Genomic DNA, 22,161 nt, shown 5'->3' with positions numbered 1-22,161 from the left:
TTCAGGGGGAGTTGGGACGGCCGGTGCCCCCGAGGAGGCACCGGCCGGGACCGGAGGACTTACTCCTCGCCGCCGAAGCGCTCCTTGTAGGCCGCCAGGTCGTCTTCGGTGATCTTGGCGAAGAGGACCGGGGGGACGGTGAAGGGGGTGCCGGCCGGGACCGCGGAGAGGGAGCGGGCCTCGTCCGGGGTGATCCACAGGGCCGTGTCGTCGGTGAGGGTGAACGCGCCGCGCATGGCCTTTGCCGAGGACGGGATGAACGGCTCGGAGATCACCGAGTACAGGTGGATGAGGTTCATCGCCGTACGGAGGGTGAGCGCGGCCGCGTCCTTGTCGGTCTTGATCTCCAGCCAGGGGGCCTTCTCCTCCAGGTAGGAGTTGCCCGTGCTCCACAGGGCGCGCAGCGACGCCGCGGCCTTGCGGAACTGGAGGGCCTCCATGTGGCCCTCGTACTCGGCCAGCAGCCGCGCGATGTCCTCGCCGAGCTTCGCCTCGGCCTCGCCGGCCTCGGCGCCCGCCGGTACCTCGTCACCGAAGCGCTTCCGCGAGAAGGACAGCACGCGGTTGACGAAGTTGCCGAGGGTGTCGGCCAGGTCCTTGTTGACCGAGGAGGAGAAGAGCTCCCAGGTGAAGGAGGTGTCGTCGGACTCCGGCGCGTTCGCGATCAGGAAGTAGCGCCAGTAGTCGGCGGGCAGCAGCTCCAGCGCCGCGTCGGTGAAGATGCCGCGCCGCTGGGAGGTGGAGAACTTGCCGCCGTAGTAGTTCAGCCAGTTGAAGGCCTTGAGGAAGTCGACCTTCTTCCACGGCTCGCGGGTGCCCAGCTGGGTCGCCGGGAACATCACGGAGTGGAAGGGGACGTTGTCCTTGGCCATGAACTCCGTGTACCGAACGTCGTCGGCCTCGTACCACCACGACTTCCAGTCGCGGTTCTCCGGGTCGACGTCCGCCCACTCCTTCGTCGAGCCGATGTACTCGATCGGGGCGTCGAACCAGACGTAGAAGACCTTGCCCTCGGCGGCCAGGTCCGGCCAGACGTCGGCGGGCACCGGCACGCCCCAGTCCAGGTCGCGGGTGATCGCGCGGTCGTGCAGGCCCTCGGTCAGCCACTTGCGGGCGATGGAGGAGGCCAGCGTCGGCCACTCCTCACCGGCCTCGTCGATGAACTTCTCGACCTCGCCCTGCAGCTTGGACTGGAGCAGGAAGAGGTGCTTGGTCTCCCGCACCTCCAGGTCGCTGCTGCCGCTGATCGCCGAGCGGGCGTCGATCAGGTCGGTCGGGTCCAGCACGCGGGTGCAGTTCTCGCACTGGTCGCCGCGGGCCTTGTCGTAACCGCAGTGCGGGCACGTGCCGACGATGTAGCGGTCGGGCAGGAAGCGCTCGTCGGCGTTCGAGTAGACCTGGCGGATCGCCCGCTCCTCGATGAAGCCGTTCTCGTGCAGCTTGCGCGCGAAGTGCTGGGTCAGCTCGACGTTCTCCGGCGAGGAGCTGCGGCCGAAGTGGTCGAAGGCGAGGCCGAAGCCGTCGTAGATCGCCTTCTGCGCGTCGTGCTGCTCGGCGCAGAACGCGTCGACCGACTGGCCGGCGTCCTTCGCGGCCAGCTCGGCGGGGGTGCCGTGCTCGTCGGTCGCGCAGATGTAGAGCACGTCGTGACCGCGCTGCCGCAGGTACCTCGCGTAGACATCGGCCGGGAGCATGGACCCCACCATGTTGCCCAGGTGCTTGATCCCGTTGATGTACGGAAGGGCGCTGGTGATGAGGTGTCGAGCCATTGCCGGCTGCTCCCAAGTCGCTACGGTGAGTGATTTTTTGCACTACGGAACGCCAATATCGTACTCGCCCGGACGGGGGTCACCGCGCCCCCTTTAAGGGCCGCCCCCGCGCGTACGCATGGTGTGCAGGCGACCGGGGATGCTGTGAGTACCTGGGGAAGCGATGCGCGGCATCGAGGGGTGGCGGAGGGGCGATGGGTGACGGGGCGACGTGGTTCACGTCGAGTTACAGCGAGTACGAGGACGCCGCCTGCGTGGAGGTCGCGGTCGCCGCCGAGGCCGGATCGGTGCAGGTGCGGGATTCGAAGCGGGTGGACGGGGAGGAGCCGCGGCTGACCTTCTCGTCGGCCGCGTGGTCGCTGTTCATCGCGTACACGACGGCGGACTGAGGCGGGAAGCACGACGGCCCGGCCGCTCCCCGTGGGAGCCGCCGGGCCGTTCGCCGGTCGTGCCGGGTCAGCTCTTCTTGCCCTTCTTGCTCTTCTTGAGCACGCCCGCGGCGCGGGCCTCCGTGAGCCACTCCGGGAACTCGATCATCAGCTGCGCGTAGAGGTCGGCGTCGGCCAGGGCGCGCGGGTCGCGGCCGGCGTGGAAGAAGCCGGCGTTGTCGACCTTCCGCTTCTCCGGGACGGTGAGGTCGTCCAGCTTGCGCAGGAAGTCGAAGCCCTTGGCCTCGGGGTCGCCGAAGCCGACGAACTGCCAGAAGATCGGCAGCCCGGCCGCCTCGCACAGCGCCTTCTCGGCGGCGGGCTTGGAAGTGGGGGCGCCGTCGGTCTGGAAGATCACGAACGCGGGCGCGGTCGTCTTCGACTTCTTGTAGTGGTCGACGACGGCCTTGATCGCCCAGTGGTAGTTCGTGCGGCCCATGTGGCCCAGGCCCGCGTGCAGCTCCTCGATCCTGCCCTCGTACGAGGTGAGGTCGAGCTCGGCGGTGCCGTCGATGTCGGTGGAGAAGAAGACGACGGGGACGGTGCCGTCGTCGTCCAGGTGCGCGGAGAGGCCGAGGGCCTGCTCGGCGAGGTGCTGGACGGTGCCGTCCTTGTAGTAGTTGCGCATCGAGCCGGAGCGGTCGAGCACGAGGTAGACGGCGGCGCGCTGCGTGGTCAGGCCGTGCTTCTCCAGCGCCGCACCGGCGTCCTTGTACAGGCTGACCAGTCCGGGCGCGACCTCCTCGACCTTGGCGAGGGGGAGGGCGGGACGGGCTTCTTCGTCGGCGGCGTCCGTCTTGGCGGGGGCGGCTGCCTTCGCGGGGGCGGCTGCGGGCGCGGGGGCCGGTTCGGCGGGGGCCTCGGCCGGGGCCTCGGCGGGGGATTCGGTGCGGGCGGCGGGGATGGTGGCCGCGGGGGCGGGCTCGGGCTCGGCCTTCGGCTCGTCGGCCTGCGGTGCTTCCGCCTTCGGCTGCTCGACCTTCGGCTCCTCGGCCGGGGCCTCGACCTCGGCCTTCTCGGCGTCGGCGGTCGCCGGCTCGGGCTCTGCCTTGACCTCGGGCTCGGCGGCCACCGGCTCGGCGGCCTCTGCCTTGGCCTCGGCCTCGTGCTGCGCCGCAACCTCGTCGCTCTTCGCGTCCTTCGTGTCCTTCGGCTCCCCGGCCTCGACCTCGGGCGTCGCCTCAGCAGCCGCCGGCTCCGCACCCGCCGGCTCCGCAGCCCGCTCCTCCGGAGCATCCGGCTTCGGGGCCAACGGCCGGTCGAATGCCTCTCTCACCAGGTCCGAGACGTCCGGGACGTCGGAGGGGGTCGAGGAGGCGGGGGCGGAGGCGGCCTCGGCCGCGAGTACCGCGGCGCCCGCCGCGGGGGCGGTCTCCGCGTACGCCGGCTCCGGACGGGCCGGTGCCTGCTCCGTACGGGCCGCCGGTACCTCCGTCTCCGCGGCCGGCGCCGCCTCCGTCACCGCGTCGGCCGAGGGGGCCGAGGGGGCCGACTCCTCGCGGGCCTCCGGGATGGCCGCCGCGTCGGTGGCCTCCGTCGCCGCGACGGCATCCGGTTCCTTACTGGCCGCCTTGGAGCGACCGAAAGCGTTGCGCAGCAGACTCCGAATGCCCATCGGCGTACCTCTCGTGCGTGTGGTGGCGTGCGTATGTGCTGGGTGCGGCGAATGTCCGTTTGAGCGAGGCGCGTGCTGACCAGGACGGACACCAAAGGGTAGCGGCCTGCCCCTATCGCATCGTGGGACCCCGCGCGTCGTGCGCCGGTACGAGCCGAAGCCACCCGGATTCACCGTCAGTTCATCTTTTTGTCGCCGCGTGTCGGGCCTGTCCCCATACCGTCACGGCTGATCACCCGACGCACCGTCACGTCACCACCCGTCGTCATCCCCTACCCGAAGGAACACCGTGCGCAAGCTGCTGCCGCTGATCGGCTCTCACCCGGGCGGCCGTTCGGCCATGACCTGCCGCTACCGCTGCGGTGACGCCTGTTTCCACGAGACGCCCAACACCAGCGGCAACGCGTACGTCGGTGACGTGATCGCGGGGGCGCTCTCCCGCCGGAACGTCCTGCGCGCGAGCGCCGTCGTCACGGCTGCCGCGGCCACCGGCGCCGCGCTGACCGGCCCGGCAGCGCCGCAGGCCGCCGCGGCCGGTTCCGGCACCGCGTCCGGTACGGCGGCCACCGCCACCCGGCACGCCCGCCCCGCCCGCGGCCTGCGCTTCCCGGCCGTCGCGCCCAACACCGCCGACACGGTGACCGTGCCCACGGGCCATGAGCACAACATCGTCATCCGCTGGGGCGACCCGGTGCTGCGCGGCGCCCCGGCGTTCGACGCCGACCGGCAGTCCGCGAAGGCGCAGGCCGGCCAGTTCGGTTACAACTGCGACTACATGGCCGTGCTGGACCTCCCGGGCGAGCGGGACCGGCAGCTCTTCGTGATCAATCACGAGTACACCGACGAGGCCCTGATGTTCGCCGGGTACGACGCCGAGAACCCGACCCGCGAGCAGGCGGAGATCGGGCTGCAGGCGCACGGCCTGACGGTGCTCGTGGCGCAGGAGGAGCGGCGCAGCGGCCGGCTCACCGCGGTGCCCCGCCACCACCTCAACCGCCGGATCACCGGCACCACGCCGTTCGAGGTGACCGGCCCGGCGGCCGGCAGCGACCTGCTGAAGACCTCCGCCGACCCCGAGGGCACTCGCATCCTCGGCACGCTCAACAACTGCGGCGGCGGCATCACCCCGTGGGGCACCGTGCTGTCCGGCGAGGAGAACTTCAACCAGTACTTCGCCCACGGCGACCAGGCCGGCGACGCCGAGACCGCGGCGCGGCTGAAGCGGTACGGCTTCAAGGGCGGCGCCAGCGAGCGCAAGTGGGAGCGGTTCGACCGGCGCTTCGACGTCGCGAAGGAGCCGAACGAGACCAACCGCTTCGGCTGGGTCGTGGAGATCGACCCGTTCGACCCCGACTCCACCCCGCGCAAGCTCACCGCGCTCGGCCGCTTCAAGCACGAGGCCGCCGAGCCGCGGCTGACCCCCGACGGCCGGCCCGTGCTCTACATGGGTGACGACGAGAAGTTCGACTACTTCTACAAGTTCGTCTCCGCCAAGCGGATGAAGCGCGGCACGAGCGCCGCCGCGCGCGAGCACAACCGCACGCTGCTGGACGAGGGCACGCTGTACGTCGCGAAGTTCACCGGCGACAGCCCGGCGGACGAGATCGACGGGTCGGGGAAGCTGCCGGAGGACGGCGAGTTCGACGGCCGCGGCGAGTGGATCCCGCTGGCGACCGGTACCACCTCGCACGTGCCCGACATGACCGCGGAAGAGGTGTACGTCTTCACGCGGATGGCCGCCGACAAGGTGGGTGCCACGAAGATGGACCGCCCCGAGGACGTCGAGCCCAGCCCCCGCACCGGCAAGGTCTACGTCGCGCTGACCAACAACAGCGACCGGGGGAAGGACGGCAAGGCGGCCGCCGACGAGGCCAACCCGCGCAACGGGAACAAGCACGGCCAGATACTGGAGCTGACCGAGCACCGCGGCGACCCGGCGGCCGGACGTTTCACGTGGAACCTCTTCCTCGTCTGCGGCGACCCGGAGGACCCGTCGACGTACTTCGGCGGCTTCCCCAAGGACCAGGTCAGCCCGATCTCCTGCCCGGACAACATCACCTTCGATGTGCACGGCAACCTGTGGATCTCCACCGACGGCAACGCCCTGGGCAGTCATGACGGCCTCTTCGGCGTGGCCACCACCGGTCCCCGGCGCGGCCAGGTGCGGCAGTTCCTCACCGTGCCGACCGGCGCCGAGACCTGCGGGCCGATCGTGCAGGAGCGACGGGTGCTGGTCGCGGTGCAGCACCCGGGCGAGGTGGACGGCGCGAGCGTGGAGAAGCCCGCTTCGCACTGGCCGGACGGACCGGGCGCGCTGGTCCGCCCGTCCGTGGTCAGCGTGTGGCGCACGGACGGTGACGACATCGGCGTGTGAGCCGCCCGATCCGCCAGTACGGAGCGGGCCGCCTGCCGTGGGGGGACAGGCGGCCCGCTCCGTCCGCGTGCGCGGTGCCTACTCCTCCGGCAGCCGCTTCGCCGCCGCGCTCACCGACCGGCCGCGCCAGCCGTCCCCCGACCACGGGTCGGCCGCATCCAGCCGCTCGGGCGCGGTACGCAGCGTCCAGCGCCGGGCATGCAGCTCCGGGTCGTCCAGTTCCTCACGGGCGATCGGCATGGCCACCGGCGCGCCCGGCTTGGCGCGGACGCTGTAGGGCGCGACCGCGGTCTGCGCGTAGGCGTTGCGCTGTACGTCGAGGTAGATACGGCCGCGGCCGCCTTTGGTGGGGCGGTCGGCCTTGCGCTGCTCCGTGGTGAGCCGGTCGGGGTGGCGGTCGGCGAGCAGCTCGGCGGCACGGTGTGCGAAGTCCCGTACCGCGTCGTAGTCGGACTTGGCGTCCAGCGGTGCGATGACGTGCAGGCCGCGCGAGCCGGTGGTCATCAGCCGGACCGGCAGGTGGACTTCGTCCCACAGCGCGCAGACCCGGTCCGCCGCCCAGCGCACGTCCTCGAAGTCCGCGCCCTCCGACGGGTCCAGATCGACGATCAGGAGGTCGGGATCGTTGGGGGTGTCCTCCCGGGACAGCCAGCGGTGCTGGGTGAGCGACGCCTGCCCGGCGAGGTACACGAGCGTGCCGGCGTCGTCGCAGACGACGTGCGTGACCTTGCCGCCCGCCTTCTCCTGGACGGAGGTGCGCACCCAGTCGGGGAAGTAGTCCGGCGCGTTCTTCTGCATCAGCGGGCGGCCCCCGATGCCGTCCGGGTGGCGCTCCATCATCAGGGGGCGGCCGCGCAGATGCGGCAGCGCACGCGGGGCGACGGCCCCGTAGTGCTCTGCCACCTCCAGCTTCGTGATGCCGTCGTCGGGGAAGAGCACCTTGTCCGGGCGGCTGATCGCGACGGTGCGCCGGCCCGCCCGTACGGTCTCCTCGTCCTTCGCGCGCCCGCCGCGGGGGCGCCCGTCTGCCTTGTCGCCCTTGTCGCCCTTCATGAGGGGGAGGGGTAACCGCGCCGGCCGTGCGCCAAACCCCTTGCCGCCGCGCCGGGGACGGCTCTGGGGACGGCCGTACGAGTTGCTTCCGGGGCATGGCCCTTTCGCCTGCCGCGCCGGGCGGCACCGGCGTGCTTACGATCCTTGGAACGGCAGGGGCCGGACAGGGGCCGGGGTACGGAGAGGTGGAAGGAACGCCACGATGAGAGCCGTAGCAGTCAGTGCCTTCGGGGCGGAGCCCGAGCTGATGGATCTGCCACAGCCCGAGCCGGGACCGGGCGAGGTGCTGGTCGCGATGGCGGTCGCCGGGCTGAACCCGACCGACTGGAAGATCGCCGACGGCATGCTGAAGGACGCCGTGCCGCACTCCTTCCCGCTGGTCCTGGGGGCCGACGGGGCGGGCGAGGTGGTCGCGGTCGGCCCCGACGTGCGCCGCTGCACGGTCGGTGACCAGGTCTTCGGGCAGTTCCAACTGGTCGGCCGGGGCGGCGGTTCGTACGCGGACTACGCCATCGCCGCCGAGGACGCGGTCGCCCCCGCGCCGCGCAACGTCACGTACGCGACCTCGGCGGCGGTGCCGACGGCCGGCACGGCCGCGTACAACCTCGTCGAGGAGACCCGGGTCGCGGAGGGCAAGCGGGTGCTGGTCGTGGGCGCGACCGGCGGCGTCGGCACGTTCGTCACGCAGCTCGCGGCGCAGCGCGGCGCCGAGGTGATCGCCACGGCGCGGGCGGGCAGCGCGGAGCTGATGGGGCAGTTCGGCGCGGCGGCCACGGTGGATCACACCGAGGGGCCGGTGGCCCAGCAGGTGCTGGCGGCCCACCCGGACGGCGTGGACATCCTGATCGACCTGGTCAGCGGGGAGTCGGCGTTCGCGGACATGACGCAGGTCGTACGGGACGGGGGCACGGTCGTGTCCACCGTCGGCGCGGCCGACACGGACATGCTCATCGAGCACAACCTGCGCGGCTTCAACTTCGGCAACCGCCCCTCGCCGCAGCTGCTGTCCATCCTCGCCGATCAGCTCGACGCGGGCCGGCTCACTGTCCTGATCACCAGTGAGGTGCAGCTGGAGGACGCCCCGGCGGCCCTCGCCCGCAGCCGCACGGGCCGGGCGCAGGGCAAGACCGTCATCGGCCTCTGACGGCTCGACGGGCACGCACCCGCCTCGCCAGTACTCCCGACAGGACGGCGGCGAGCCCCGCGGTGATCCCCGTGGCCAGCAGCGCGCCGCCGCCGAGCCGGGCGCTCGCGGTGAGCGTGTCGTACACCGCCGAGCCCGCCGCGTCGGACACCGCCGGTGGCAGCGCGTCCAGGGCGTATCCACGGGCGGCGGCGAACGCGGCGAGAAGGAGCGCGCCGCCCGCCACGCAGCCCAGGCCGGTACCGATCAGCGCCCGGCGGCGGCGCGGTGCCAGCAGCAGACCGGCCGCCAGGCTCAGCACCGCCGCGACGGGCAGCAGCCGGCCGAGCGTCCGCACTGCCTCGTACGCGCCGTGGGCCTCGGCGACCTCGTCGGCCCGCAGCAGTACGAGCGTGGTGCCGGAGACATGGACCCGCTGGATCAGCCGGGCACCGGCCGGCACGGTGTGCACGAGGCGGTCCCGGGCCCGGTCGACGACGGGCTGCAGGTCGAGCACCACGGGCCGGCCGCCGGGCGCGGAGAGCGCGGTGACGAGGGAGGCATGGGTGGTGCCGTTGACGCGGCTCCACAGGGCGGGGAAGGAACGCGAGGTGACCACGCCGCGGATGTGGGTCGCCACGAAGTCCCGTATGCCGCGGGTGAACCGCTCGCGCACCTCGGGCCGTTCGGCCGGCGGCACGGCGTTCACCAGCGTCGACAGGTCCACCCGGCGCATCACGCCGTCGGTGATCGCGGTGACCATGTTCCGCTGGACGGCCGGGTCGCGGGAGAGCGGCGCGGTGGTGGCGGTGTAGCGGGCGGTGTCGGTCAGCTCGGCGCGTGCCCAGCCTGCGGTGAGGGCCGGTGGGGCCAGGAGACAGCCGAGGACCAGCAGCACGGTGGCCAGAGTGGCGCGCAGGCGGTGGCGGGCCGGTACGCGGCGTGCGGGCGGGGCACCGGTGCGGGCCGGCGCGCTCGCTGCCATGTCTCCTCCGTTTCACGTGAAACCAGAACCGGTACCGAGGAGTCGGCGCCCGGCCCGAGTAATCCGCACCCGTCCCGAGTAGTGGCACCCCTCCCGGTTATCGGCACCCGTCCCGAGTAACCCGACATCACCACCTCATCACAGGCGCGCAGAAGTCCGGCGCCGCGCCGCCCGCCGACGCGCCGTTTCGGACGGCCGTTCAGTGGTCGTGCGGCCCCGGCCGGTGCACCGGTCCGTGCGTGTCGGCGCAGTGGGCGCCGGAGAGCTGGTCCGCGGCGTCGGGATCCTGGCGGTCCCCGATGCGCAGGAGATCCCCGCCGCCGTCCTGTTCGCCCAGGTGGTCGACCTGGAGCGTGGCGTGCGTGATGCCGTACTCCGCGGCGAGCAGCTCCTGCAGCGTCCGGCGGACCTTGTGACAGTCGCCGCCCGGCGCCACCAGGACGTGCGCGGAGAGCGCGGGGTCGCCGGAGGTGATCTCCCAGACGTGCAGGTCGTGGACCTCCACGACCTGGTCGGCGGCGACCAGCCGGTCGCCCAGCGCGTCCGGGTCCACCCCTGCGGGCGCGGCCTCCATGAAGATCCGGCCCGAGTCGCGGACCAGGCCGATACCGGCCTTGAGCATCAGCGCGACCACGAGCAGCGACGCGATGGCGTCCGCCCGGGCGAAGCCGGTGGTCAGCACGACCGCACCGGCCACCGCGGTGGCGATGAAGCCGAAGAGGTCGGTGAGGAGGTGCTGGTAGGCGCCCTCGACGTTCAGGCTGGAGCGGTTGGCCTTGGAGATGAACCAGGTCGCGACGAGGTTGACCGCGACGCCGGCGAGCGCGGTGACCAGGACCAGCCCGCCGGTGACCTCGGGCGGTTCGACGAGCCGGTGGATCGCCTCGTACGCCAGCCAGACCGACAGCACCAGCAGCGTGACGCCGTTGGCCTGCGCGGAGAGGATCTCGGCGCGCTTGAGGCCGTAGGTGTAGCCGCCGCGCGCGGGGCGGGCCGCCAGCCGCATGGCGATCAGCGCGAGCACGATCGAGGCGGCGTCGGTGAGCATGTGGGCGGCGTCGGAGATCAGCGCCAGGGAGCGGGCGAGGAAGCCGATCACGACCTCGATGGCCATGAACGCGGTGATCAGGATCAGCGCGGCCCGCAGCCAGCGGCGGTCCGCGTCGGCGGCCACCGTGTGCGAGTGGCCCGAGTGATCACCGTGCGCGTGGGCGTGCCCCGTCATGGCCCACTCCCTCCTGGGTCGGGCGGCATGGCTGCCGCAAATGCGCTCGAACGAAGGAAACCGCACTTCGGCAAAAGATCCAAAGGCTGCATCGGTACCCGTTGTCATTCCCCCGGCCGCCGGGCATCGCCGCAGGTCAACCCGGTGTGCCGGAACGGAGTCCGGAGGCGGTCTTGAAAGGGCGCCGGGCAGGAACGATCTTGGTGGGGACCGCAGGACCTCACCCACACACTCCCAGGGAGCGTTCTTGGCCGCGAACCGAGAAGCGCCGAACCGAGCAGCGAACCGAGCAGCGAACCGAGCGCCGGACATACTGTCGCCGGAGTTCGCGGCGGATCCGTACGCCGCGTACCGCGTCATGCGCGACGACTTCCCGCTGCTCCACCACGAGCCCACCCAGAGCTACATCGTCTCCCGGTACGAGGACGTCGAACGGGCCTTCAAGGACCCGGCGTTCACCACCGAGAACTACGACTGGCAGCTGGAGCCGGTGCACGGCCGGACCATCCTGCAGATGAGCGGCCGCGAGCACTCCGTACGCCGGGCGCTGGTCGCGCCCGCCTTCCGCGGCGCCCCCCTCCAGGAGACCTTCCAGCCGGTCATCGAGCGCAACGCGCGCGAGCTGATCGACGGCTTCCGCGACGCGGGCCGGGCCGACCTCGTCGCACAGTTCGCGACCCGCTTCCCGGTCAATGTCATCGTCGACATGCTCAGTCTGGACCGCGCCGACCACGACCGCTTCCACCGCTGGTACACCGCGATCATCGGCTTCCTCGGCAATCTGAGCCAGGACCCGGAGGTCGCGGCGGCAGGGCTGCGCACGCAGGAGGAGTTCGCCGCGTATCTGCTCCCGATCATCCGGGAGCGCCGCGAGAACCTCGGCGACGACCTGCTCTCCACCCTCTGCGCCGCCGAGATCGACGGCACGCGGATGAGCGACGAGGACATCAAGGCGTTCTGCAGCCTGCTGCTGACCGCCGGCGGCGAGACCACCGACAAGGCGATCTCCAGCATCGTCCACAACCTGCTGCGCCACCCCGAGCAGCTGGCCGCCGTACGGGAGGACCGGTCGCTGATCGAGCGGGCCTTCGCGGAGACGCTGCGGTACACGCCCCCGGTGCACATGATCATGAGGCAGCCGGCGGAGGACGTCGTGATCGGCGGCGGCAAGGTGCCGGCCGGGGCCACCGTGACCTGCCTGATCGGCGCGGCGGGCCGGGACGAGCGGCGGTACGCGGACCCCGACACCTTCAACATCTTCCGCGAGGACCTCAAGTCGACGACGGCCTTCTCCGCCGCCGCCGACCACCTGGCCTTCGCGCTCGGCCGGCACTTCTGCGTCGGCGCGCTGCTGGCCAAGGCCGAGGTGGAGGCCGGCGTCGGGCAGCTGCTGGACGCGCTGCCGGACATGGCGCTCGAGGATGGCTTCACCCCGCGCGAGCAGGGCGTCTTCACCCGAGGCCTGGACGCGCTGCCGGTCCGCTTCACGCCGGTCGGCTGAGGCGGGCGGGCGAAAGGGCCGTACGGGTACGCCCCGTACGGCCCGCGCCCCGGACAGCGAATCTCAGGCCGGCCCCGGCGTGTACGTCGGTGTGAACGTCACCGGCAGGCCCGTCAGCCCGCGCATCCACAGCGACGGGTGCCAGACCAGGTCCTCGTCGGGCACCGCGAGCACCACGTCGGGCAGCCGGTCCAGCAGTACCTCCACCGCCGCCCGCGCGATCACCTCCGCGAGCTGCGGCGCCGGGTACGGGCAGGCGTGGTCGCCGTGGCTGAACGCCATGTGCGCCTGGTTGCCGTCGGCGTGCGACGCGGTGAAGTCCGGCCGCACCAGCGGGTCGTTGTTGGCCGCGGCGAGCCCCAGTACGAGCAGGTCACCGGCCTTGATGCGGTGGCCGCCGAGCTGGGTGTCGCGGGCCGCCCAGCGCCCGATGAAGTTCTGCGTGGGAGTGTCCTCCCACAGCACCTCGTTCAGCGCCTGGCCCACGCTGCGCCGCCCGCCGGTCAGGCTGACCGCGAAGCGGTCGTCGGTCAGCATCAGCCGCAGCGTGTTGCCGATCCAGTTGGCGGTCGGCTGCTGCGCCGCGGCCATCACCACCAGCAGGTCGATGACCACCTCCTCGTCGGTCAGCCCCGCCGCGTGGGCCAGCAGCCGCGAGGGGACGTCGGGCCCGGGCCGGTCGTGCTTGACGCGGACCAGCCGCGCCATCCGGTCCGCGACCCGCTGGTGCGCGTCGATCGCACCGTCGCCCACGTCCAGCGATTCGGCGATGTCCCGTACCAGGTCCGGCACTTCGCTCGTCGGCGCGCCGTACAGCTCGGCGACCACCAGCAGCGGCAGCCGCAGCGCGTACTCGGCCATCAGGTCCGCCTCGCCGCGCCCGGCGAAGGAGTCGACCAGCCCGTCCGCGATCCGTTCGCAGATCTGCCGCAGCTCGAACTGGTCGATGGCCAGCAGCGCGTCGCTGATCGCCCCGGCCCGCCGCTGGTGCTCGGGCCCCTCGGCGAACATCACCGACGGCTGGTACCCGACGAACGGCAGCAGCGGCCAGTCGTCCGGCACCTGGTCCCAGGCGTGCCAGCGGCGCGAGTCGCGGGCGAAGAGCTCAGGGTCGGAGGTGACCTGGTGCAGCTCGCGGTAGCCGATCACGAACCAGGCGGGGAAGCCGCCGTCCAGCAGGATCGGTACGACCGCGCCGTGCCGGCTGCGCATCTCCCGGTACAGCCGGGCCGGATCGCCGCTCAGCCCCTCGCCGTACAGCGGTACGGCCTCGGCGGAGACGGGGCAGCCGGTCTGCGGGGCGTCTGTCACGGTGCACCCTCCTGAACTCGGGTCATGCGCTCGGCTCCTGGGCGGCGAGCGCGTACAGATGGCGGACGAGGGAGATCAGCACCTGCTTGCTGGACTCCCTGTCGCGGGCGTCGCAGGAGAGCAGCGGCACATGGGGAGAGAGGTCCAGCGCGTCCCGGATCTGCTCCAGGGTGTGCTGCTCGCCGCCGAAGTCGTTGTGCGCGACGACGAACGGCATCCCGTGCGCCTCCAGGCGGTCGATCGCGTACCAGGAGTCGTGCAGCCGCCGGGTGTCGACCAGCACCACGGCGCCCAGCGTCCCCGCGAAGAGCCGGTCCCAGAGGAACCAGAAGCGCTCCTGTCCGGGGGCGCCGAACAGGTACAGGACGTTGCGGTCGTTGATCGTGATGCGGCCGAAGTCGAAGGCGACGGTGGTCGTCGACTTGGCCTCGACGCCGGCCGGGTCGTCCACGCCGACGCCCGCCTGCGTCATCGTCTCCTCGGTGTTGAGGGGGCGGATCTCGCTGACCGAGCGGACCATGGTGGTCTTGCCGACGCCGAAGCCGCCGACGATCACGATCTTCAGGCCGTTGTCGGCGGACTGGTGCAGCGGGGCCCGTACGTCCTCCTCCAAGACGGCGCCGGCCGCGCCGTCAGAGACGTTGGAGTGCATCGAGCACCTCCTTCAGCAGGTCGGGTTCGGGCAGCTCGGCCCGGGCGGCCGTGCGCGGATGGCGGGCGGTGATCCGGCCCGTGTCGAGCAGGTCGGTCAGCAGGATCCGTACGACGCTGACCGGCAGCCGCAGGGCCGCCGACAGCTCGACGACCGCCGTCGGGCGCCGGGCCAGCTCCAGGATGCGGACGTGCTCGGACTGCATCCCGGGCGCCGGCTCGCACTCGGCCACGATCAGCGTGACCAGGTCGAAGCGGCTCCCGGCGGCCCGGCTGCGGCCGCCGGTGACGGTGTAGAGGCGGTCCGGGTCGTCGTCCGGGCCGAGCGGGCTCACGCCGGCCGGCCCGGCAGGCCGGCGCCGCCGTCCTCGCGGGGCGCGGCACTGAGGTACTCGCCGATCTGCTCGACCAGCTCGTTCATGTTGAAGCCGATCAGGCCGACGTCGGCGTCCTCGACGGCGACCACGGCCAGGTGGGCGCCGTGCCCGGCCTCGACGATGAAGAGGATGCCGCCGTGGAATTCGGTCATCGCCTGCCGCACGCCGCCGCTGCCGTCACCGAACTCCACGGACGCGCCGTGCGACAGCGACTGGATGCCGGAGGCGATCGCGGCCAGCTGGTCGGCCTGGTCGACGCTCAGGTCCCGGGAGTGGCAGAGCTTGAGGCCGTCGCGGGACAGCACCAGCGCGTGCCGGGCGCCCGGCGTCTTCTGCAGGAGGTTCTCCAGCAGCCAGTCCAGGCGGTTGTCGGTGGTGTTCATCGGGGATCGTCCTTCGGGGCATTTTCGGGGGTGGTGGGCCGGGCGGGCGGGGCCTCGCCCTGCACGGCCCGGCGGAAGGAGCGCAGCCGCGCGGCGGACTCCTCGTGGGAGCGGCCGCGGGTGCGTCCGGTGGCCTGCGGGGCCTGCGGGATGGGCGCGCCGGCCAGGGTCTGGCCGCGGCGCCGCTTGGGCAGGCCGCTCGGTCCGTACTCCGTCGCGGGCGCCGGGGCGGCACCGCGCGGCGCGGGCACGTCCGGCGCGCCCCGGTCCTGGGGCGCGCTCCGGCCGTGCGGGTCGTCCGGGCCCCGCGACGCGCCCCCGTCGCGCGCGGCACCCGTGTCCCGGTCGGGGACCGTGGGGCGGTGGTCGGTGGTCTCCCGCGCCGCGCCGGCCCCGGAAGCGGGGCGCGCTGCACGGGCGGCGGGCCGGTCGTGCACGCCGGTTTCGTGTACGTCGCTGCGGTGCGAGTGGCGTTCGCGCGCGCCGGCGTCGTGCGCGTCCCGTTCGTGCACCTCGCGCGCCTGCGCGTCATGCGCGGCGCGCAGCCCCGCGACGGGCAGGTCGGGCTCGGTCGGCCGGCCGGCCGGCTTGGGCGGCGCCTGGGTGACGAGCTGCTGCGGGATCAGTACGACCACGCTCGTACCGCCGCGGGCCGACGGCCGGAACGAGACGGTCAGGCCGTGCTTGCCGGCCAGGCAGCCGACGACGGCGAGGCCGAGCCGGGTGCCGGACAGCGACATCAGGTCCAGCGTCTTGGCGGACACCGCCGCCTCGGCGCTGCGCAGCGCCGTCTCGGTCATGACCAGGCCGCTGTCCTCGACGCTGACCACGATGCCGGCCTGGGCCTCCTCGACGTACACGTGCACCGGTGAGGTGGGCGGCGAGAAGGAGGTGGCGTTGTCCATGATCTCGGCGAGCGCGTGCATGACACCCTCGGCCGCGTGCCCGGCCACCGCCGAGGTGCTGCTGCTGTGCAGCCGGACCCGGCGGTAGGCGCTGATCCGGCCCATCGCGCCGCGCAGGATGCTCTCCATGGCGATCGGCTTGTTCCAGCGGCGGCCGGAGCGGGCGCCGGTCAGTACGGCGATGCTGTCCGCCAGCCGGCCCGCCTGCGCGGTGGTGTGGTCCAGCTTGAGCAGGTCGCCGAGGACCTCCTCACCGTGCCGGTGCTCCATCTCGCGCAGGTCGGCGAGCATGCTGGTGGCCAGCGCCTGGACGCGGCCCGCCGCGCTGGCGCAGGCGGACATCGCGGCGGCGCGCATCCGCTCGCCGCGCCCGACCTCGGTGGCCAGCGTCTCCACGATCCGCCGGTGCGCCTCGTCGGCGGGCATCAGGGTGTGGCCGAGCGCGGTGTCCACGGAGGCGCCGTCGCGCAGCCGGGCCACGACGGCGGGCAGCGTCTCGTCCGCGAGCCGGTCGGCGGCGGTCTCCATGTCCGCGATCCGGGCGCGGTGCCGGGCGCTGGTGCGCACCGCGTACACCGTGACCGCCAGCAGGACGCTCAGTACGACCGCCACCGTGCCGCAGCCCCACGCCAGCCAGGTGCGCAGTGCCGCCGGGCCCGCGAGCACCGCCCACAGGACGGCGCCGCCGGTCACCACCAGGGCGACGAGGAACGCGTACAGCGCCGCCACAAGGGGCGGACGGGCGGGTGTCTGAGCTGTCATCAAACGGGTCCTCGGGCGGTCGCGGCATCGCAAACGGGCCCTGCGGGCGCAGGATAAGCGAAGATCGGAAGAACCCTATCCGCTTCCTACCGGCGAGCAACTTCCGCGTCATGACAATCTTTTGACGTCCTGTCCGTACCGGAATTCCCCGGTGCGTCACCAGGTGTGCCGCTCCTCGTGGAGGCGAGGGCGCCGCCCGTTTCGTCCGCGCGACGCCTTCGAACCCCTTGTTGAACATGATTATCATCTGCTACTGTCCTCGGCATGAACCACACGCCGCCCGACGGCCGGCTGCCGGTCACCGTGCTCTCCGGTTTCCTCGGCGCCGGCAAGACCACGCTCCTCAACCACGTACTCGGCAACCGCGAGGGCCTGCGCGTCGCGGTCATCGTCAACGACATGAGCGAGATCAACATCGACGCCTCGCTGGTACGGGACGGCGCCGCGCTCTCCCGTACCGAGGAGCGCCTGGTCGAGATGACCAACGGGTGCATCTGCTGCACGCTCCGCGACGACCTGCTCGAAGAGGTCGAGCGGCTCGCCCGCGCCGGCCGCTTCGACTATCTGCTCATCGAGTCCAGCGGCATCTCCGAGCCGATGCCGGTCGCCGCGACCTTCGCGTTCGCGAGGGATGACGGGGCCACGCTCACCGACATCGCGAACCTGGACACGATGGTCACGGTCGTGGACGCGGTGAACTTCGACGACGAGCTGGGCCGTGGCGACGACCTCGTGGAGCGCGGCCTGGCGCCGGTGGAGGACGACGAGCGCACGGTCAGCGATCTCCTGATCGACCAGGTCGAGTTCGCGGATGTGATCCTGCTGAACAAGACCGACCTGGTCTCCGAGAAGGAAGCGGACCGGCTGGAGGCCACGCTGCGGCGGCTGAACCCGGCGGCGCGCGTCCTGCGCACCGTACGCGGCCGGATCGACCCCGGAGAGATCCTGGGAACCGGGCTGTTCGATCTCGCGAAGGCCGAGCAGGCGCCGGGCTGGGTGGCCGAGCTCAACGGCGACCATGTGCCCGAGACGGAGGAGTACGGCATCTCGTCCGTGGTGCTGCGCGACCCGCGGCCCTTCCACCCCGGCCGCCTGTGGGACCTGATCACCGGGCCGCTGGACGCCGGTACGTACGGCACCGTCCTGCGCTCCAAGGGCTTCTTCACCCTTGCAACCCGTCCCGATGTCACCGGGCTGTGGTCCCAGGCGGGCGCGGTGGCCCGCTTCGAGCCGTCGGGCGTGCACGACCACGACCACGAGCACGGCCACTCCGCCGAGGAGAACGGAGCCGATGCCCGGCCCGCCGTGCAGGGCCAGGAGCTGGTCTTCATCGGTACCGGGCTGCGGGCCGACGCGCTGCGCGAGGCGCTGGCAGACGCGCTGCTCACCGCCGGTGAACTGGCCGACGGGCCCGCGGCCTGGGCGGCGTACGACGACCCGTTCCCGGCCTGGGACTTGATGACTGTCCTGGCCCCCTGAACCCGGGGATGTCCGGCGGGCCTGGCAGCCCTCGTCGGGCATCTCCGTAGACCGGACGGCGGTGGGCGCCGGAGGACTGCGGTCCGGCGCCCGCCCCGTCCGTCCCCCGACCGGCGCCTGTCCCGCCGGTCACGCGGCCGGCGTCCGCCCGCCGGCCACGCGTCCGACACCGGCACCTTCTCCTGCGAGGCTGCCGGTGTTGGCGCGTACCCACGTCCGCAGGTGCGCCAGCGGCTCGAGCGCGCTCCGGCCCAGCGGGGTGAGCTCGTACTCGACGCGCGGCGGCACCTCCGCGTACACCGTCCGCAGGACCAGGCCGTGGTCCTCCAGCCGGCGCAGCGTCTGGGTAAGCACCTTCGGGCTGACGCCCTCCAGCTTGCGGCGCAGCTCGCCGAACCGGCGCGGGCCGTCCTCCAGCGCGGTGATCGCCAGCCCTGTCCACTTGTTGGCCAGCAGCTCGAAGACGGCCCGGCCGGGGCAGAGCAGCGCGTAGATGTCGTGCCGCGAGTCAGGGCTCGTACGCGGCTGAATACCTCGCTGACCAGTCATGGTTCCCAGAAGATAGCAGGGGCCCTTGCGGGTGATCAGGGGGTGCCGCCTAGCGTCCCCGCCATGAAGAACCCCACCGCACCGGTCCGTGTCGGCATCATCGGTCTCTCCGCACGCGGCGGCTGGGCGGCGCAGGCCCATCTGCCCGCGCTCCGCCGCCTGCCCGGTTTCGAGGTACGCGCCCTGTCGGCGAGCAGCGCGGCTTCGGCGCGGGCGGCCGGTGAGAAGTACGGCGTCCCGCTCGCCTTCGGGAGCGCCGGTGAGCTGGTCCGCAGCGACAAGGTGGATCTCGTGGTCGTCAGCGTGAAGGTGCCGCTGCACCGGGAGGCCGTGCTGGCCGCCATCGGCGCGGGCAAGGCGGTGCTGTCCGAATGGCCGCTGGGCAACGGTGTGGCGGAGGCGGAGGAGCTGGCGGCGGCCGCGGCGGACGCGGGCGTGCGGACCTTCACCGGGCTGCAGGCTCGCACCTCGCCTGTGGTCCGGTACCTCCGTGACCTGGTCGCCGACGGGTACGTGGGGGAGGTGCTCTCGACCAGCCTGGTGGCCTCGGGGCGCGGTTGGGGCGCTGAGTACCGGCCGGGCGTGGAGTACGTCCTGGACCGGGCGAACGGCGCCACCATGCTGACCGTTCCTTTCGGGCACACCATCGATGCGTTCGCCATGGTGCTGGGCGAGTTCACCGGGCTGTCGGCGGTGACCGCGACCCGGCGCCGGACCGTGCACGAGGAGGGCACCGGGCGCCCCGCGCCGATGACAGCGGCGGATCAGATCGCGGTGAGCGGGCAGCTCGCCTCAGGCGCGGTGGCGTCCGTGCACTTCCGCGGCGGGCTGTCGCGCGGCACCGACTTCCACTGGGAGATCAACGGAACGGACGGCGACCTGGTCGTCACGGGCGACTCCGGCCACCTCCAGCAGGCCGTGCTCACGGTCCGCGGCGCCCGTGGCGACGCCTCCCGCCTGGCCGAACTGCCTGTACCGGGCCGCTACTACGACACCCCGGCGCTCGGTGACGTGCTGGACCGGGCCCCGTACAACGTCGGCGCCCAGTACGCCGGGGTCCTCGCCGACCTCACCGAAGGCACCGCCGCCGTACCGGATTTCGCGCACGCCGCCCGCAGGCAGCGGCTGCTCGCTGGGATCGAGCGGGCAGCCGCTACCGGGGAGCGCGTGACAGCGACCTAGTACGGCCACCGCCAGTCCGCCACCTCCGGCATGTCCGTTCCGCGCTCGCGGATGTACGCGTGGTGGCGGGTGCGGGCGTCCTGCATCTGCTGGCGCAGCGCCGTGGCGCGTACGGCGAGGCCCGGCACCCGGTCGATGACGTCCATGACCAGCCGGTATCGGTCCAGGTCGTTCATGACGACCATGTCGAAGGGCGTGGTCGTGGTGCCGTGCTCCTTGTAGCCGCGCACGTGCAGATTGGCGTGGCCGGTGCGGCGGTAGGCGAGCCGGTGGATCAGCCAGGGATAGCCGTGGTACGCGAAGATCACCGGCCGGTCGGTGGTGAACAGCGCGTCGTACTCGGCGTCCTTCATGCCGTGCGGATGGTCCTCGCTGGGCAGCAGCCGCGCGATGTCCACGACGTTGACGACTCGAACCGCGAGGTCGGGGAGGTGCTCGCGGAGCAGCGCGGCGGCGGCCAGTACCTCCTGGGTCGGCACGTCGCCCGCGCAGGCGAGCACCACGTCTGGTGCCGCGCCGCCGTGCTCGGTGCCCGCCCAGTCCCATACGCCCGCGCCCCGGGCGCAGTGCGCGATCGCCTGGTCCATGTCCAGCCAGTCGAAGGTGGGCTGCTTGCCCGCCACGATGACGTTGACGTAGTCCCGGCTGCGCAGTGCGTGGTCGGCCACGGAGAGCAGGGTGTTGGTGTCCGGCGGCAGATAGACCCGTACGGCCGGCGGGTACTTGTTGAGGACGTGGTCCACGAAGCCCGGGTCCTGGTGCGAGAAGCCGTTGTGGTCCTGGCGCCAGACGTGCGAGCTCAGCAGGTAGTTGAGCGAGGGGATCGGATGGCGCCAGGTCAGGTCGCCGGTGACCTTGAGCCACTTGATGTGCTGGTTGACCATCGAGTCGACGATGTGCACGAAGGCTTCGTAGCAGGAGAAGAGACCGTGCCGACCGGTGAGGAGATAGCCCTCCAGCCAGCCCTGGCAGGTGTGTTCGGAGAGGATCTCCAGCACCCGGCCGTCCCGCGCCAGGTCCTCGTCGGTCTCCAGCAGCTTGTCCTGCCAGTTCTTCCCGGATGCTTTGTACACCGCCTGCAGGCGGTTCGACGCGGTCTCGTCCGGGCCCACCAGGCGGAAGTTGCGGCTCTCGGCGGTGTCGGCCATGACCCGTTCCAGCAGCTGCCCGAGCACCTTGGTCGGCTCGCGCAGCTCGGTACCGGGGCGCTCGACCGGTACGGCGTACTCGCTCAGCGGTGGCATCGGGAGCGAGCGGGTCAGCCGGCCGCCGTTGGCGTGCGGGTTGGCGCCCAGCCGGCGCGCGCCCTCGGGGACCCAGCGCAGCACGTCGGCGCGCGGCCTGCCCTGCTCGTCGAACAGCTCCTCGGGGCGGTAGGAACGCAGCCAGCGCTCCAGTTCCCGCAGGTGGTCGGGGTTCTCGCGGGTGGCGGCGAGCGGGACCTGATGGGCGCGCCAGGTGCCCTCGACGGGCTTGCCGTCGACCTTGCGCGGGCCGGTCCAGCCCTTGGGCGTACGGAGGACGATCATGGGCCAGCGCGGCCGGTCCTGTGGCGTGCCCGAGCCGTCGCGGGCGGCCCGCTGAAGGGCGCCGATGCGGTCCAGCGCCTGGTCCATGGCGGCGGCCAGGGCGCGGTGCACGGCCTCCGGCTCGTCGCCCGTGACGTAAAGGGGGTCATGGCCGTACCCGCGGAGCAGCGCGTCCAGCTCCTCCTCGGGGAGCCGGGCCAGCACCGTCGGGTTCGCGATCTTGTACCCGTTCAGGTGCAGGATCGGCAGTACGGCACCGTCGTGCACCGGGTCCAGGAACTTGTTCGAGTGCCAGGAGGTGGCCAGCGGCCCGGTCTCCGCCTCGCCGTCGCCGACGACGCAGGCCACCAGGAGGTCCGGGTTGTCGAAGGCGGCCCCGTAGGCGTGCGAGAGCGAGTAACCCAGTTCGCCGCCCTCGTGGATCGACCCGGGCGTCTCGGGCGCGACATGGCTGGGCACCCCGCCGGGGAATGAGAACTGCTTGAACAGCCGGGCCATGCCGGCCTCGTCCTGCCCGACGTCCGGGTAGATCTCCGAGTAGCTGCCCTCCAGCCAGGACCCGGCGACCACCGCGGGACCGCCGTGCCCGGGCCCCCAGATGCACATCGCGTCCAGGTCGCGTTCGACGATCACCCGGTTGAGGTGGGTGTAGACGAGGTTGAGGCCGGGCGAGGTGCCCCAGTGGCCGAGCAACCGGGGCTTGATGTGCTCCGGCACCAGCGGCTCGCGCAGCAGCGGGTTGCTCAGCAGGTAGATCTGGCCCGCGGCGAGGTAGTTCGCCGCCCGCCAGTGGGCGTCCAGCGTCCGCACGTCCTCGTCGGACAGCGCGGTACCGGGCCGTGCGCTCGCGCCCGGGGGCGCCGCACCCGTCCGCTCGCCGCTCTCCGTCGCCGTTCCGGTCCCCGGTGCATCCCGCATGAATCAACCCTTCTCCGGCTTTCCCGTCGAACCGACCCTTCC

At 72.3% G+C, this 22,161-nt stretch carries 18 protein-coding genes; 6 read left to right on the top strand and 12 right to left on the bottom strand.

All coding sequences use genetic code 11. The features are described 5' to 3' along the window. Positions 1-59 precede the first annotated feature (59 nt). Complete coding sequence (gene metG / locus IF04_RS0119815; RefSeq protein WP_030259192.1) at positions 60-1,769, bottom strand: methionine--tRNA ligase; 1,710 nt, start codon at positions 1,767-1,769, stop codon at positions 60-62. 194 nt (positions 1,770-1,963) lie between these two features. On the opposite strand from metG, the gene IF04_RS0119810 reads away from it, so the two are divergent. Continuing rightward, the gene (locus tag IF04_RS0119810; RefSeq protein WP_030259190.1) at positions 1,964-2,158 is read left to right on the top strand and encodes a DUF397 domain-containing protein; all 195 of its coding nucleotides are present in this window, start codon (positions 1,964-1,966) and stop codon (positions 2,156-2,158) included. Between the two features lie 67 nt (positions 2,159-2,225). On the opposite strand, the gene IF04_RS36965 is transcribed toward IF04_RS0119810, so the two are convergent. Continuing rightward, the gene (locus IF04_RS36965; protein ID WP_030259189.1) at positions 2,226-3,812 is read right to left on the bottom strand and encodes a vWA domain-containing protein; all 1,587 of its coding nucleotides are present in this window, start codon (positions 3,810-3,812) and stop codon (positions 2,226-2,228) included. Between the two features lie 289 nt (positions 3,813-4,101). Here IF04_RS36965 and IF04_RS0119800 point away from each other — a divergent pair, with 289 nt between their 5' ends. After that, the gene (locus IF04_RS0119800; protein WP_030259187.1) at positions 4,102-6,186 is read left to right on the top strand and encodes a PhoX family protein; all 2,085 of its coding nucleotides are present in this window, start codon (positions 4,102-4,104) and stop codon (positions 6,184-6,186) included. Positions 6,187-6,264: 78 nt separating this feature from the next. Here IF04_RS0119800 and ligD read toward each other — a convergent pair whose 3' ends face one another. Then, entirely contained in the window at positions 6,265-7,239 is a 975-nt protein-coding gene (gene ligD, locus IF04_RS0119795) for a non-homologous end-joining DNA ligase (RefSeq protein ID WP_051831386.1), read from the bottom strand. 202 nt (positions 7,240-7,441) lie between these two features. Between ligD and IF04_RS0119790 the strand changes: the two genes are divergently transcribed. Then, on the top strand, positions 7,442-8,383 hold the full coding sequence (locus IF04_RS0119790; RefSeq protein WP_030259180.1) for an NADP-dependent oxidoreductase: 942 nt from the start codon (positions 7,442-7,444) through the stop codon (positions 8,381-8,383). On the opposite strand, the gene IF04_RS0119785 is transcribed toward IF04_RS0119790, so the two are convergent. Both IF04_RS0119785 and IF04_RS0119780 read right to left on the bottom strand, forming a co-directional pair. Continuing rightward, the gene (locus IF04_RS0119785; RefSeq protein ID WP_030259176.1) at positions 8,370-9,347 is read right to left on the bottom strand and encodes a hypothetical protein; all 978 of its coding nucleotides are present in this window, start codon (positions 9,345-9,347) and stop codon (positions 8,370-8,372) included. The genes IF04_RS0119790 and IF04_RS0119785 overlap by 14 nt on opposite strands. A gap of 199 nt (positions 9,348-9,546) precedes the next feature. Then, on the bottom strand, positions 9,547-10,572 hold the full coding sequence (locus IF04_RS0119780; RefSeq protein WP_030259174.1) for a cation diffusion facilitator family transporter: 1,026 nt from the start codon (positions 10,570-10,572) through the stop codon (positions 9,547-9,549). A 358-nt stretch (positions 10,573-10,930) separates the two neighbouring features. Between IF04_RS0119780 and IF04_RS0119775 the strand changes: the two genes are divergently transcribed. Further along, positions 10,931-12,073, top strand: coding sequence for a cytochrome P450 (locus tag IF04_RS0119775; RefSeq protein WP_245654458.1), 1,143 nt, complete (start codon positions 10,931-10,933; stop codon positions 12,071-12,073). A 63-nt stretch (positions 12,074-12,136) separates the two neighbouring features. Here IF04_RS0119775 and IF04_RS0119770 read toward each other — a convergent pair whose 3' ends face one another. Genes IF04_RS0119770 through IF04_RS35860 form a run of 5 tightly spaced genes read right to left on the bottom strand, consistent with a single transcriptional unit; the run spans position 12,137 to position 16,462 of the window. After that, entirely contained in the window at positions 12,137-13,384 is a 1,248-nt protein-coding gene (locus IF04_RS0119770; protein WP_030259168.1) for a cytochrome P450, read from the bottom strand. A 22-nt stretch (positions 13,385-13,406) separates the two neighbouring features. After that, a complete protein-coding gene (locus IF04_RS0119765) occupies positions 13,407-14,036 on the bottom strand; it encodes a GTP-binding protein (protein WP_030259167.1) in 630 nt (209 codons plus the stop codon). Then, the gene (locus IF04_RS0119760; RefSeq protein WP_030259166.1) at positions 14,017-14,370 is read right to left on the bottom strand and encodes a DUF742 domain-containing protein; all 354 of its coding nucleotides are present in this window, start codon (positions 14,368-14,370) and stop codon (positions 14,017-14,019) included. The genes IF04_RS0119765 and IF04_RS0119760 overlap by 20 nt, the downstream gene beginning before the upstream one ends. After that, positions 14,367-14,795: a roadblock/LC7 domain-containing protein gene (locus IF04_RS0119755; protein WP_030260539.1), complete on the bottom strand. Its 429-nt coding sequence runs from the start codon at positions 14,793-14,795 to the stop codon at positions 14,367-14,369. The genes IF04_RS0119760 and IF04_RS0119755 overlap by 4 nt, the downstream gene beginning before the upstream one ends. Next, entirely contained in the window at positions 14,792-16,462 is a 1,671-nt protein-coding gene (locus tag IF04_RS35860) for a sensor histidine kinase (protein WP_051831384.1), read from the bottom strand. Before IF04_RS35860 ends, IF04_RS0119755 begins: the two co-directional genes overlap by 4 nt. A gap of 264 nt (positions 16,463-16,726) precedes the next feature. Between IF04_RS35860 and IF04_RS0119745 the strand changes: the two genes are divergently transcribed. Next, the gene (locus IF04_RS0119745) at positions 16,727-17,941 is read left to right on the top strand and encodes a GTP-binding protein (protein WP_037960015.1); all 1,215 of its coding nucleotides are present in this window, start codon (positions 16,727-16,729) and stop codon (positions 17,939-17,941) included. A gap of 129 nt (positions 17,942-18,070) precedes the next feature. Here IF04_RS0119745 and IF04_RS0119740 read toward each other — a convergent pair whose 3' ends face one another. Continuing rightward, a complete protein-coding gene (locus IF04_RS0119740) occupies positions 18,071-18,490 on the bottom strand; it encodes a winged helix-turn-helix transcriptional regulator (protein WP_078600508.1) in 420 nt (139 codons plus the stop codon). Between the two features lie 63 nt (positions 18,491-18,553). Here IF04_RS0119740 and IF04_RS0119735 point away from each other — a divergent pair, with 63 nt between their 5' ends. Then, the gene (locus IF04_RS0119735) at positions 18,554-19,672 is read left to right on the top strand and encodes a Gfo/Idh/MocA family protein (RefSeq protein ID WP_030259159.1); all 1,119 of its coding nucleotides are present in this window, start codon (positions 18,554-18,556) and stop codon (positions 19,670-19,672) included. On the opposite strand, the gene IF04_RS0119730 is transcribed toward IF04_RS0119735, so the two are convergent. Continuing rightward, positions 19,669-22,119: a phosphoketolase family protein gene (locus IF04_RS0119730; RefSeq protein WP_078600506.1), complete on the bottom strand. Its 2,451-nt coding sequence runs from the start codon at positions 22,117-22,119 to the stop codon at positions 19,669-19,671. The genes IF04_RS0119735 and IF04_RS0119730 overlap by 4 nt on opposite strands. Positions 22,120-22,161 lie beyond the last annotated feature (42 nt).

Origin of the sequence: Streptomyces violens, assembly GCF_000717745.1 — a bacterium.
Classification (GTDB): Bacteria; Actinomycetota; Actinomycetes; order Streptomycetales; family Streptomycetaceae; genus Streptomyces; species Streptomyces violens.
This window is presented reverse-complemented; position numbering and strand designations above follow the sequence as displayed.